Origin of the sequence: Soonwooa buanensis, from assembly GCF_900167905.1 — a bacterium.
GTDB lineage: Bacteria > Bacteroidota > Bacteroidia > Flavobacteriales > Weeksellaceae > Soonwooa > Soonwooa buanensis.
The window spans coordinates 136,459-150,989 of the sequence record NZ_FUYZ01000003.1 but is presented as its reverse complement, the minus strand read 5'-3'; the positions used below and the strand labels follow the sequence as shown (position 1 = coordinate 150,989).

The window sequence follows — 14,531 nt, the reverse complement described above, 5'->3', positions numbered from 1 at the left end:
ACTATATTTCAATTAATCCTAACTTGCTAAAATCTTCTGCAATAAAATATTAACGGCATCCACGTCATTAATATTGTCGATACGCATCATCAGCTGACTTCCCTCCTTACCAGCTTTCTCCTTTAGTTGTGCTTCTGCTGGATTAAGTTGAAGATAGGATATGATCTTTCTAAACTTTTCTGTTTGATAAAACTTATCTTGTGGATTGCTTGGGAAATAACCTAAAAAGACACGATTTTTCATAACAATTTTATCAAAACCGATATCAGCCGCAAGCCATTTAAGACTAACACTTTTTAATAAATTAATAGCTTCTTTTGGTAACGCACCAAATCTATCAACCAATTCATTTTCAAATTTTTGCAAATCTTTTTCGTTATCGATATCCGCTAATTTTTGATACAACAAAAGTCGCTCTTCGGTACTCGATACATAATCGTCTGGCAACATCAAATCCAAATCGGTTTCAACATTAACTTCTTTGGTAGATTTAATTAATTTTTGACGCTCTTCTTCATTATCAAACAATTTCTCAAATTCTTCATCATCTTTTAATTCTTCTAAAGCTTCTTGCATAATTTTTTGATAAGCCTCAAAACCCATTTCGTTAATGAAACCACTTTGCTCTCCACCCAACAAATCTCCAGCACCACGAATTTCTAAATCCTTCATCGCAATCTGAAAACCACTTCCCAAATCCGAAAACTGTTCGATGGCTTCAAGACGTTTTCTAGCATCCGATGTCATCATATCCATCGGCGGCGTTAGAAGATAACAAAAAGCTTTTCTGTTACTACGACCAACACGACCACGCATCTGGTGCAAATCTGCCATCCCAAATCGGTGCGCATCGTTAATGAAAATAGTATTCGCATTGGGCACGTCTACTCCACTTTCCACAATGGTTGTCGACACCAAAACGTCATATTTACCTTCCATAAAGTCGAGGACATTTTCTTCAAGCTTTTTGCCATCCATTTGTCCATGTCCAGTAATTACTCGAGCATCTGGAACCAATCTTTGGATTAGCCCCGCAATGTCTTTAAGATTTTCAATTCTATTATTAATGAAATAAACTTGGCCATCACGTTGCAATTCGTAAGAAACCGCATCTCGAATCAATTCTTCATCAAACCCGATTAACTGTGTATCAACAGGTTGACGATTGGGCGGTGGTGTTTTAATAACCGATAAATCTCGAGCGGCCATTAACGAAAACTGTAATGTTCTCGGAATTGGCGTCGCAGTTAAGGTCAACGTATCGATATCGTTTTTCAATGTTTTAAGTTTATCTTTTACAGAAACCCCGAACTTGTGCTCTTCATCAATAATTAAAAGTCCCAGATCTTTGAATTTAACATTTTTGCTAACCAATTGATGCGTACCGATGACAATATCAACTTTTCCTTCTTCAAGTCCTTGTATGGTTTCAGATTTTTGTTTTGCAGTACGGAACCTATTGAGGTACGACACGTTAACTGGAAAGTCTTTAAGTCTTTCTTTAAAGCTTCGATAATGCTGAAATGCCAAAATTGTAGTCGGCACTAAAATCGCAACTTGCTTCCCATCTGTTGCCGCTTTAAAAGCAGCACGAATTGCAACCTCCGTTTTACCGAATCCAACGTCACCACAAATCAAACGATCCATCACGGTTTCGGCTTCCATATCATGTTTAACATCAATAGTTGCTTTCTCTTGATCTGGTGTATCCTCGTACAAGAAACTCGCTTCCAATTCATTTTGTAAATAAGAATCTGGTGAAAAAGCAAATCCTCGCGCCATTTTTCGTTGGGCATAAAGCTTAATCAGATCAAATGCAATCTGTTTAACTTTAGCTTTAGTTTTCTGTTTTAAAGTCTTCCAAGCTGGAGATCCTAACTTGCTTAAAACAATCTCGCGACCATCTGGTCCATTGTATTTTGAAATTTTATGAAGCGAATGAATACTCACATAAAGTAAGTCGCCATTCTTATAACTTAGCTTAAAACATTCCTGAACTTTGCCATCATTGGTAACTTTTACAAGTCCCATAAACTTTCCAATTCCGTGGTCAATATGGGTAATGTAATCACCAATTTTTAAAGATGTTAAATCCTTGAGTGTCAACTGCTCACTCTTTGCGAACGAATTCTTTGCTTTAAAGCGTTGGTAACGATCAAAAATCTGATGATCTGTGTAAACTGAAATTTTATTTTTACTATCTACAAAACCTTCATGAAGCTCTGAAAGAAAACCTTTGTAAGGCACTTCTTTTTCCAGTTCTTCAAAAATAGATTCGAGTCTTTCTTTTTGCTTTTCTGTTGAAAATGAAATCCAAGTATCATAACCTTCCGCTTGTTTCTCCATTAAATCTTCAATCAGAAGTTCAAAGTTTTTATGGAAAGATGGTTGCTGTGTTTGGAACGCATCAACTTGATGAAATTTAATATCATGTAATTTGAGTGTGTCCAGAGTAAAATCAACTAAAACTTTATCTTTCAGAGAATTAACAAAATCATCTTCTGAAACAAAGAGCTCTTTTGGACTTTGATGTTTAATATCTTTATTAAGACTTTCAAATTTCGTTTCTGCTTTTTCGTAAAAATTCTTAACCTGAATTAATGACATAAAAGCGTTCTTCGCTAAGACAAAACAATCCTTTGGCAACAATTCGAACAACGAAACCTTATTTCCAGTAACGCTATAATTCATGTTCGAAACCAATTGAAAATCTGCTACTTTACCAACAGAAAGTTGCGTTTCGATATCAAAAGTTTTTATGCTTTCAACTTCATTTCCAAAAAAGGTTATTCTGAAAGGTTTTTCGTTGGCAAATGAAAACACATCGACAATTCCACCACGCACAGAAAATTCGCCAGGCTCGGACACAAAATCGGTTTGATTAAATTGATAATGGTTTAATAATTCATCAACAAAATCAAAATCCAATTGATCACCAACTTTGATGTGATGTGAAATAGCTTTGAAATCTTCCTTTTTTAAAACCTTCTCCGAAAGCGCGCCAGCATAAGCTACAATTATTTTAGCTTTTTTACTGGAATTCAATTTGTTAAGAACCTCTGTCCGAAGTACAAGATTGGCATTTTGCGTCTTTTCGATTTGATACGGATCAAGATGCGTCGCCGGAAAATACAGAACATTTTCTTTCCCGACAAGATCTTCGATTTCCGCATTTGCGTATAAAGCCTCTTCTTTATCATTAAAAACAAAAAGAACGCTTTTCTTCTGAGTAACAAATAGTTCCGCTGCAAAAATAGAAGCAGACGATCCCGCCGAACCTTTAACAGAAATATGTTGATATTGCTCCAAAGCCTCGAAAATGGATTTTCCAAATTCGTTTTTCAAAAGGTCTGGAAGAAGATATTGTTGAATGGTTTTTAGTGACATAAATTCTAAAGTCTATAAACGACATAACGATTCCGAAAGTTTTCCGGAATCGTATTTATTATGCAAATATAAGAATTTCTAAAATTTTTCTAAACCACACCTTGCGCTAACATCGCTTCGGCAACTTTAACGAAACCTGCAATGTTTGCACCTTTTACATAGTTAACATAACCATCTTCTTCTTTACCATAATCGCGACAAGCTTTGTGGATGCCAATCATAATTTCTTTAAGACGAGCATCAACTTCTTCGGATGTCCAGTTAAGACGAATAGAATTTTGCGTCATTTCTAGACCAGAAGTTGCTACACCACCAGCATTAGATGCTTTTCCTGGAGAGAATAAAACTTTATTTTCTAAGAAATAATTGATCGCCTCCAAAGTTGAAGGCATATTAGCCGCTTCTGTCACACAGATACAACCATTAGCAACCAACTTTTTAGCATCATCTAGATCTAATTCATTTTGAGTAGCAGACGGAATTGCAATGTCACATTTCACTTCCCAAGGGCGTTTCCCAGCAAAGAATTTTGCGTTTGGATATTTTTTAACATAATCTTCAGCGCGGTTATTTCCAGTTGCTCTTAACTCTAGTAAATAGTCAATTTTTTCACCAGAAATCCCTTCTTCATCATAGATATAGCCGTCAGGACCAGAGATTGTAACTGTCTTGCCTCCAAGTTGTTCAATCTTTTTGATAACACCCCAAGACACATTTCCGAAACCAGAAACTGTGACAATTTTTCCTTTAATATCTTGATTAATCGTTTTTAGCATTTGCTCTGTGAAATACACAACACCGAATCCTGTTGCCTCTGGACGAATCAAAGATCCACCATAAGCCAAACCTTTACCAGTCAATACACCCGTGAACTCGTTACGGATACGTTTATACTGTCCGAAAAGATATCCAATTTCTCGAGCACCAACACCAATGTCACCAGCTGGGACGTCAGTTTCTGGACCGATATGCTTGCACAATTCTGTCATGAAGGATTGGCAGAAACGCATCACTTCCATATCGGACTTGCCTTGTGGATCGAAATCTGAACCGCCTTTACCACCACCCATCGGAAGCGTTGTCAAAGAGTTTTTGAAAACTTGTTCGAAAGCCAAAAACTTAAGAACACTTAGGTTAACAGTCGGGTGAAATCTGATACCGCCTTTGTACGGGCCAATTGCAGAGTTCATCTGGATACGGAATCCGCGATTAACTTGGATTTCGCCTTTGTCATCTACCCATGGCACACGGAAGATAATTGCACGTTCTGGCTCAGCCATTCTTTCTAGCAACTTCATGCCATCGTACTCTGGCCTTGTTGCAATAAAAGGGATAACCGTCACAGCAACTTCTTTCACCGCTTGGATAAATTCTGGTTCGTTTGGATTTTTCGCTTCGATATTGGCGATAAAATCTTTAATCTTTTGATCGATTTCGTGTTGCTCCATAAAGCTTTAATGTTATGTGACAAATTTAATTTTATTTTCAAAAAAGCAAAACAATTATTGAGTTTTTTTAATGCTTTTTAGCTTAAACAAAGATTTTTCTTAATGTTTTCATAAAATGCTTTTCTTTTTGAAAATTTAGAACTAAAAATAAAATTTTCTTATCAAGTTAACAATATATTAATAATTAGAACAAGTGTAATTCTTGCCAGATTGCGATTTTATGCATCCCAAAAGTTCCATTTCTAATAAAATATTAAGAAGTTCTTGTGGATTTTTATCGATTTTGTTTAATAATTCGTCAAAAGAAATGCTAATCTTTTCTTGTATTAAACGATAGATTTCCGATTGTATTGGATTGTCAATAGTTGGAATTTCAAACTCTGAAAAAAGATTTCCAACTTCTGCTTGATTGGTGAAGCAAGTTTGCACCAAATCTGATACAGAGTGGATAATCTGCGCTTTGTTCTGCGAAATGAGTAGATTACAACCTTGGCTGTATTTGTCCGATAACTTTCCAGGAAGTGCAAAAACATCGCGGTTGTAGTCGTTGGCGAAATTGGCGGTGTTCATCGATCCGCCTCCAAATGCCGATTCTACGATGATGCATTGTTGAGAAAACCCTGCAATAATGCGATTGCGTTGGAGAAAATGTTCGCGGTCAGGTTTTGATTTCGAAGTATATTCTGAAATAAGTGCGCCACCGTTGTCAATAATTTGATGTGATAAACGATGATGTTTTGAAGGATAAATCATGTGTAAACCATGCGCCAAAACTGCAACAGTAGGGATGTTGAGTTGTAAAGATTTTTCATGAACTTGGGCATCAACACCATAAGCCAAACCACTGATGGTTGACACTTTTTTAGATTTTAATTCAGATAAAAAATCATCGATAAATTGCTTTCCATAGCTTGTAATGTTTCTGGTGCCAACAATACTGACATTATGCGTATCATCAGGAATTTGCCCTTTTACAAACAATAAAACTGGCGCATCTGGACATTCTCGGAGAAGTTGCGGATAATCTTTGTCTTGGAAAGAAATGATTTTAATATCGTTTTTTTCACAAAACTGTAACTCCGAAGTCGCAAAATCCAAATGTTTTTCGGAACCGATTTCCTCCGAGCGTTTATCACCAATACCAAAAATCTGTTTGAGAGAAGATTTTGGAAGATTCCAAACTTGCTCGGCAGATCCAAATTCGTCAATCAGTTTTTTATAATTGAGATTCCCAAGTTGATGGCAACTTCGTAATGCAATAGCGTATAGATGCTCAGTGTTCATCAGTTTGGGGTTTAGAATGGTTAGTTAGATTCGCGACGTCTTATCTCGTCAAGATGATCCCAAATATTATCTTTTGGTTTGTGAGGAAGCTCCAAAAAGTCATCTGGAAATTTCTCTTTATATTCTTGCCACATTTTGTCATCTTTCTCGCTGTAATAATTCGGGAATTCCCAAATAAATTTTTTTTTCTTCTCGCCGATTTTTCTGAACAAAAATGCGAGAATTATCCCAACCAATCCGCCAGCAAGGTGTGACTGCCAAGAGATCCTGCTTGGCTCTTGTAAGTTACTAAATAATTCTTCTGGTAACATACCCCAAACCAAACTTCCGTAATATAAAGCGACTAACAAAGAGATTGTTAACAACTTCATGTCCCAACGAAAAAGTCCGCTAAAGAACAAGAAAAATGCTAAAACATAGACTAGGCCGCTGGCGCCGATGATGCAAGCGTAGTTCCATTGTCCTGTAAAAATATCGATAGGCGGAAGTAACCATACCAAAAGTCCTGTGCTAATCCAACCTGTTATTAAAACTTTGTCGGCAATTGTTGGATAAAACGTATACAACAAAAATAAAAGTACAGCAATCGGAACGCTATTTCCGAAAATATGTTCGAGGCTTCCATGTAAAAATGGAGACGTGATAATCCCTAGTAGTCCGTCCGGCATCAACGGAATAATGGCACCTGTACAATTGCTGAAAAAACCTAAGTTTTGTAATGCATAGCCAATCCACATTAATGCAAGCATTATGATAGGAGCAACAAGTGCTTTGCGGTTGATACTTTTTATAAACATGCTTTTGGATTGTCAAATTGGTTGCCAAAAATAGAATTAGGAAATTCTGTCCAGATTTTTGTGTTGCAGGTTTTTAACTTTTAAAAAAAGTGAAATTATTTATTTTGTCTTAATTTTGCAGATTGTAAGATTGAATTAAACGATGAAGAAATTATTTTCGGTAGTATTTATAGGATTAAATTTAATATTATTTTCTCAGAAAAGACCTGATCTTAGCAAAATCATTGACTCGATAGCGCAAGCTAATTGGAAGACTGCTAATACGGTTTTGGATAGTATTGATACAGAAACGCTATCCAATATAAAGGTTATTAAAAAAGGTGATACAATTATCTTCAAAGATCGACCACAATTGTCATTACAAGATATGCCAATAACGCCTTATAGTATGTTTAACACTGTTGAAGCACAACGTTGGTTTATTTTTGGACAAAATAGCCTCGTATTTAACCAATCATCGTTTTCGAATTGGTATGCTGGGGGTAACGATAACATCGGCGTTATCGGAAAAGTGAACTATAATTTTAATTACAAAACTGGAAAACATTTTCTTGAAAATAATGTGCAGCTAGGTTATGGTTTTGTGTCATCAACAGGACAATCGACCAGAAAAACCGAAGATTATATCAACCTTTCTTCTAATTATGGTTATGAGTTAGGCTCTAATTATTATTTGTCAACAGGTTTCCAATTTGCATCGCAGTTTGGGGCTGGATATAATTATTCTTTAACACCTGATCCGACCTATGATGATCGCGTTTCCAAATTTATGGCGCCAGGTTATCTTAACTTAGGTCTTGGTATTTCGTACAATCCTAATGATAATTTCCAATTGGTGATGCGTCCTATCAATGGTAAATTTACATTCGTTCTGGATCCACATCTACAACAAGCTGGCAAATTCGGTCTCGAAAGAGATGGACAAAGTATGAGAACAGAGCTTGGGGCGATGGTTAATGCGACCTATCGTATTAATATTATGAAAGATATGACGCTCCTCAACAAACTGAATCTCTTTTCCAATTATTTAGAACATTTTGAACGTGTTGATGTAGCTTATTCAGCAGCTTTAAATATGAAGTTCAATAGATTTATAACGACTGTTGTTACATTTGACATGGTGTACGATCATGACCAAATTGCGGGTTTACAAACTAAACAGACTTTGGGTGTTGGTTTAACCTATAATTTTGGATTCAAACTTGAACGCGATAAAAACAATAAAATAATTAATCCTTTTATTAAATAATACAAACATGAAAAAACTTTTATTCGCCTCTTTGTTTTTGACAGTTCTTGCAAAGGCGCAAGATAACAAAGAAGTTGCGGTTGCAGACTCTACAAAAGCATGGTCTATCGTTGGTCAAAATACGTTAATGCTAAACCAAGCGGCTTTCTCCAACTGGGTTGGTGGTGGAGCTAACAACGTTGGCTGGATCGCGGGTGTTAACTACAATATGACTTACGAAAAAGATAAAGACCTTTGGGAAAACATCGTGATTTTAGGTTACGGGATGAACAATACAAAAGGTCTAGGAAATCGTAAAACACAAGATATCATCAACCTTTCTACTAACTATGGTAGACAGATTTCGGGACATTGGTACGCGTCAGTTGGTGCAAGCTTGTTAACGCAATTTTCTGCAGGTTATGAGGATGGTAATAATCCAGATGCTAAAAAGATTTCAAACTTTATGGCGCCAGGTTATGTTAATGTTGGTGCGGGTTTCACATACAAGCCGAATGATAATTTTACAATGTCACTACGTCCAGCCAATGCAAGATGGACTTTTGTTGGTGATAAAGATTTACAATTGGCAGGAAATTACGGACTTAAACATGATGGCGATTCGTCATTGTTCCAGTTCGGTTTCTTGGGAACTGCACAATACAAATTGCAAATTATGGAGAACATCAGCTTGATGAACTCGGCTTCGGTATTTTCGAACTATCTAGATCATCCTGAGCGTTTGGTGCTTTCTTACGGCGGTGTGCTTAACATGAAAATTAATAAATATATTTCTTCGTTAATCACTCTAGATCTTATCTACGACCATAATCAAATTAAGAAAACTCAGCTTAAACAAACTTTGGGAATCGGTCTTGCGTATAACATCGATAACGGTGTTAAACGTTCTGATAGAAAAGATAACCAAACTTGGAAATAGTTTTTATTGTTAAATAAAATCTTACTTGGTTAAGGTGACTTCGAGCAAAAATCTGCAAGATTTTGTATCGAGAAGTTTTTAATAATAAGAAAATTAGCTTGTTTTCGATACAGTTTTCTTCGAAAACCACTCAAACTGATGTTAATTTTCTTATCACGAGCTTAGGTTAATAAATCCAGAGGCGGCGAAGCTAAAGCTTCGCCGCCTCTGGATTTTTATCAGTACAATGATGTCTAATAGTGCAATGACGCTGTAAAAAAGCATCTCGATGAATTGATTAATACATCTGATGCATCAAAAAACATCTTCATTAACGTTCTACAATATTCCGTTGACCTTACAGAACATCAAAAGTGTCGTTCAAGACCTAGTAATTGGGTTTAACAATATCAAAATTGACCTAAATGAAGATAAAATTTGACGTCAAGAATCTCAAAACAGATGTAAACAAGGCCGTGACTTTATTTCGGAACCCCAACGGAATACATCAGAACCGCAAAATACTTTATTCAGACTTCAACATGTCTAACGCACCAAAGTGTTTTTTAAACTTCTGAATTTTTGGACCAACCACCGCGCTACAATAAGGTTGCGTCGGATTGGCGTTGTAATAACCTTGATGATAAGTTTCAGCAGCCCAAAATTTTTCGAAAGGAACAATTTCTGTCACATATTTCCCTTCCCATTCTTGCTTCGCTTCCGAGTTTTTAAGAGAAATTTCAGCGTCTTGTTTTTGTTGTTCAGAATGATAAAAAATCACCGAACGATATTGTGTTCCAATATCATTGCCCTGTCGGTTAAGCGTTGTTGGATTGTGCAAAAACCAAAAAACTTCCAAGAGTTTTGAAAACGAAATGATGCTTGGATCAAATTTAATTTGCACGACTTCTGCATGCCCAGTTTCTCCCGTACAAACTTCTTCGTAAGTGGGATTGTCTTTATGTCCACCAGAATATCCCGAGGTTACACTTTCGACACCTTTTAACATATTGAAACAGCTTTCGACACACCAAAAACAGCCTCCTCCTATTGTTGCTAATTCCATTTTACGATTATTTTTAGGTTTAATATTTATTGATTTAGGTTTAGAATCTTGTCCATTACAACCGACAAATACTAACAAAGTCAATATAAATAATGCAAGATTTTTCATTTTTAAAAAAGTTTAAATAAAATTATTTTTCCCAGACCAAAGCACTTGCACCAAGAATGGCAGCATCGGCTTCATCCAATTCGCTGGTGACTAATTTCACTTTATTACGGAAAATCGGTAACAAATTTTTCTCCATGTGGAGTTTGGTTGGTTTCAAAATATAATCGCCCGCTTTGATAACACCTCCAAATAACAAAATCGCTTCAGGCGACGAGAACATCACAAAATTGGCTAAAGCTTCACCCAAAATTTGACCTGTATATCGGAAAACTTCTTTCGCAATATCATCGCCTTTTTCCGCGCACTCAAATACGGTTTGCGAATTGATTTCATCTTCTGGGAAATCATTTAATATCGAACTCGGAAATTCTGCGCGCAATTTTTTTGCTGTAATGCTAATGCCAGACGCCGATGCATAAGCTTCTAATGAACCTTCGGAATCTGTGCTCCAATGTCTTCTTCCACCAGGTTTCACAATTGTGTGACCAAGTTCACCAGCAAAACCGTCGTGACCGTAGATTAATTGACCATTAGAAATAATACCGCTACCAACGCCAGTTCCCAAAGTTATCATGATAAAATCTCGCATACCGCGCGCCGCACCGTACATCATTTCGCCCAAAGCTGCCGCATTAGCATCATTGGTGATGGAGCAAGGTTTTTCAAATTTTTCTGTGATTAATTTTGCGAACGGAACAACGCCTTTCCAGCTAAGATTGGGAGCGTGCTCTATCGTTCCTTTATAATAATTCGCGTTGGGAGCGCCAACGCCAACGCCACGCACCGATACTTCGGGATGCATGTCAACCAAGGTTTTTATTTTGTTGTAAAGCTCATCTATAAAGTCTTCGACTTTGTCGTAACCCGTTGTTTTTAGGCTTCCTTTTTGGAGGATTTCGCCACGGTGATTAACGAGTCCGAATTTAGTATTAGTGCCGCCAATATCGATGCCGATTGCGACTTCGTTGGATAAATCTAGTAATGCCATCTTGTATTTTATCGAAAGATAAATTTAGTGAAAATCTTAGAGCTTAAACATGATAAGCGCAAAAGTTTCAAAAGATAATAAAAGTTTTATTTTAAAGTTTTTATCAATCTACAGCTCGTTAGTATTCTAATTTTAAAAACAAAAAAACCGAAGATTGTAGAAAAATCTTCGGTTTTATAATATTTAATATTCTTATGCAGGAATTTCGCCTTTGTATAAGAATGAAATGATTTCTTTATTAACCTTGTCAACCATCTCGCTGAATAGGAAGAAAGATTCTTGCTTGTAGATTACTAGCGGATCCTTTTGCTCGTAAACAGCACCTTGCGATGATCTTCTCAAGTCGTCCATCTCACGAAGGTGAGTTTTCCAGTTTTCATCGATGATTGCAAGACATATATTCTTTTCAAAATCTGTGATAAGACTCTCACACTTAGTTTCGTAAGCTTGTTGAAGATCTGTTACAATAGTTGTTGTTTTAACACCGTCAGAGAAAGGAACTTGGATCATTTTGAACATGCTACCTTGGTTAAGGAATACATTCTCGATGATTGGGTTTGCTTTTTCTTTAAGAAGTTGCAACTTCATTTTGTAATCTTCTTGTGCGCTTGCAAAAACTTTGTCCACCAATTGTTTCTCTTGTAAGTTGCTGAATTCTTGCTCAGTAACTGGAGATTCCATTGTGAAATATTTAATTAAATCAAATTCGAAATCTTTGAAGTTTCCGTTAGCTTTTGCCGCCGCAACAATAGACGCAGACGTGTCATAGATCATGTTAACGATGTCATACTTAAGGTGATCACCGAACAATGCATTCTTTCTTCTTTTGTAGATTACGTCACGTTGCTTGTTCATTACGTCATCGTATTCTAGAAGTTTTTTACGGATACCAAAGTTATTTTCTTCAACTTTTTTCTGCGCTCTTTCAATAGATTTAGAAATCATTGAGTGTTGAATAACTTCACCATCTTTATGGCCCATTCTGTCCATCATTTTCGCAATTCTTTCTGAACCGAAAAGACGCATCAAGTTATCTTCCAAAGACACATAGAATTGAGATGATCCTGGATCTCCTTGACGACCAGCACGACCTCTCAACTGTCTGTCAACACGTCTTGAGTCATGTCTTTCTGTACCAATAATTGCTAAACCTCCAGCATCTTTAACTTCTGATAAAAGCTTGATATCCGTACCACGACCTGCCATGTTAGTTGCAATCGTTACAACACCTGGCTGACCAGCTCCAGCAACGATTTCTGCTTCTTTCTTGTGAAGTTTCGCGTTAAGAACTTGGTGATTAATTTTTCTAAGTTGTAATGCTCTCGATAACAATTGAGAAATCTCTACCGAAGTTGTCCCTACAAGAACTGGTCTTCCAGCAGCTGTTAATTTTTCAATTTCTTCGATTACAGCATTATATTTTTCACGATTCGTTTTGTATACCAAATCGTGTCTGTCATGTCTTTGGATTGGTCTGTTGGTTGGGATAACTACAACATCCAATTTGTAAATCTGCCAGAATTCTCCAGCTTCAGTTTCCGCTGTACCAGTCATACCTGCTAACTTGTTGTACATACGGAAATAGTTCTGTAAAGTTACCGTTGCGAAAGTCTGAGTCGCCGCTTCGATTTTTACATTTTCTTTAGCTTCAATCGCTTGGTGAAGACCGTCAGAATAACGACGACCGTCCATAATACGACCAGTTTGCTCATCAACGATTTTTACTTCGCCATCGATAACAACGTACTCGTCATCTTTTTCGAAAAGCGTGTAAGCTTTAAGAAGTTGGTTAAGGGTATGGATACGCTCAGATTTAACAGCGAAATCTCTGAACAATTCATCTTTTCTAGCGAATTCTTCTTCTTTTGTTAAACCTTGTTTTTCTAATTCTGCTACTTCTGTCCCGATATCTTGTAATACGAAGAAGTTAGGATCTTCGTTACCAGCAGACATATATTCTACACCTTTGTCAGTAAGATCGATTTGATTGTTTTTTTCATCAATCACAAAATAAAGATCTTTATCTACAATTGGCATATCGCGGTTGTTGTCTTGCATATATTGCGCTTCAACTTTTTGAAGTAATGCACGATTTCCGCTTTCTGATAAGAATTTAATTAAAGGACGAGATTTTGGAAGTCCTCTGTAAGCTTGTAATAATTTGAAACCACCTTCTTTAGTATTTCCGTTAGCAATTAATTTTTTTGCTTCATTAAAAATACCTGTGATGGTTCTTTTTTGGATATCAACGATACGGTCGATAGATGGTTTTAAAACATCAAACTCTTGTCTATCACCTTGAGGAACTGGACCTGAAATAATTAATGGCGTTCTTGCATCATCAATTAAAACCGAGTCAACTTCATCGACAATTGCAAAGTTAAGTTCGCCTTGTACCAATTCGGTTGGTGAAGACACCATGTTATCTCTTAAGTAATCGAAACCGAATTCGTTGTTTGTTCCGTATGTAATGCTCGATTGGTAAGCTTTTCTTCTAGCATCCGAGTTAGGTTGGTGATTATCGATACAATCGATGCTCATCCCGTGGAACATATAAAGTGGTCCCATCCAAGCCGAGTCACGTTTTGCAAGATAGTCGTTAACCGTTACAACGTGTACACCACGTCCTGGAAGTGCGTTTAAGAAAATTGGAAGTGTCCCTACTAAAGTTTTACCTTCACCAGTTGCCATCTCCGCAATCTTACCAGAGTGTAGTACAATACCACCAATAAACTGAGTGTCATAATGTACCATATCCCAAGTTACAGCTGTACCAGCGGCATCCCATTGGTTTTTCCAAACGGCAGTATCGCCTTCTAACTCTACAAAGTCTCTAGTTACAGCCAACTCTCTGTCCCAATCTGATGCTTTCACACGGATTGATCCATTCTGAGCTAGACGTCTAGAAGTTTCTTTTACTAATGCGAAAGCTTCTGGAAGTATTTCTCCAAGAACTTTCTCTTCGATTTGGTAAGAATCTTTTTTAAGAGCTTCTATTTTACCGAAAAGAGCTTCCTTCTCATCAACATTTTCTGTAGTTTTTAATTGCTCTTGTACAGAGTTAATCTGCTCTGTAATAGAAGCTGTAGCTGTTTTGATCTTTGATCTAAACTCTTCTGTCTTCTCTCTCAGTCCATCATCTGTTAGTTGCTGAATGTTAGGCTCTACAGCTTTGATCTTGTTAACAACTTTTTTTACTTCTTTTAAGTCCTTTGCGTTTTTATCACCCAAAAAACTTTTAAGAACACTATTTAAAAAACTCATTATCTATTGATTTTTTCGTCAGGAATCATCCTTAGTTTTGAA

9 protein-coding genes are annotated in these 14,531 nt (G+C 36.6%); 2 read left to right on the top strand and 7 right to left on the bottom strand.

The features are described 5' to 3' along the window. Positions 1–18 precede the first annotated feature (18 nt). The 4 genes from mfd to B5X62_RS05985 all read right to left on the bottom strand — a co-directional run bounded on the left by mfd (position 19) and on the right by B5X62_RS05985 (position 6,916). Positions 19–3,387, bottom strand: a complete 3,369-nt coding sequence (gene mfd / locus B5X62_RS06000) for a transcription-repair coupling factor (RefSeq protein WP_079666502.1) — start codon at positions 3,385–3,387, stop codon at positions 19–21. 89 nt (positions 3,388–3,476) lie between these two features. Next, positions 3,477–4,835 carry an NADP-specific glutamate dehydrogenase gene (gdhA, locus tag B5X62_RS05995; protein WP_079666501.1) on the bottom strand — a complete coding sequence of 453 codons (1,359 nt, stop codon included), beginning with the start codon at positions 4,833–4,835 and terminating at the stop codon, positions 3,477–3,479. Between the two features lie 177 nt (positions 4,836–5,012). Continuing rightward, positions 5,013–6,119, bottom strand: a complete 1,107-nt coding sequence (gene dprA, locus B5X62_RS05990) for a DNA-processing protein DprA (RefSeq protein WP_245797161.1) — start codon at positions 6,117–6,119, stop codon at positions 5,013–5,015. Between the two features lie 20 nt (positions 6,120–6,139). Further along, positions 6,140–6,916, bottom strand: a complete 777-nt coding sequence (locus B5X62_RS05985; RefSeq protein WP_079666499.1) for a rhomboid family intramembrane serine protease — start codon at positions 6,914–6,916, stop codon at positions 6,140–6,142. Positions 6,917–7,058: 142 nt separating this feature from the next. On the opposite strand from B5X62_RS05985, the gene B5X62_RS05980 reads away from it, so the two are divergent. Together B5X62_RS05980 and B5X62_RS05975 are read left to right on the top strand one after the other, a co-directional pair. Next, positions 7,059–8,165 carry a DUF3078 domain-containing protein gene (locus tag B5X62_RS05980; protein WP_079666498.1) on the top strand — a complete coding sequence of 369 codons (1,107 nt, stop codon included), beginning with the start codon at positions 7,059–7,061 and terminating at the stop codon, positions 8,163–8,165. Positions 8,166–8,172: 7 nt separating this feature from the next. Continuing rightward, a complete protein-coding gene (locus tag B5X62_RS05975; protein ID WP_079666497.1) occupies positions 8,173–9,084 on the top strand; it encodes a DUF3078 domain-containing protein in 912 nt (303 codons plus the stop codon). Between the two features lie 505 nt (positions 9,085–9,589). Here the strand turns inward: B5X62_RS05975 and msrA are convergent. The 3 genes from msrA to secA all read right to left on the bottom strand — a co-directional run bounded on the left by msrA (position 9,590) and on the right by secA (position 14,489). After that, positions 9,590–10,237 (bottom strand): peptide-methionine (S)-S-oxide reductase MsrA, encoded by a 648-nt coding sequence (gene msrA, locus B5X62_RS05970; RefSeq protein WP_079666496.1) that lies wholly within the window; start codon positions 10,235–10,237, stop codon positions 9,590–9,592. A gap of 22 nt (positions 10,238–10,259) precedes the next feature. Continuing rightward, positions 10,260–11,225: an ROK family protein gene (locus B5X62_RS05965; protein ID WP_079666495.1), complete on the bottom strand. Its 966-nt coding sequence runs from the start codon at positions 11,223–11,225 to the stop codon at positions 10,260–10,262. A gap of 192 nt (positions 11,226–11,417) precedes the next feature. After that, complete coding sequence (gene secA / locus B5X62_RS05960; protein ID WP_079666494.1) at positions 11,418–14,489, bottom strand: preprotein translocase subunit SecA; 3,072 nt, start codon at positions 14,487–14,489, stop codon at positions 11,418–11,420. Positions 14,490–14,531 lie beyond the last annotated feature (42 nt).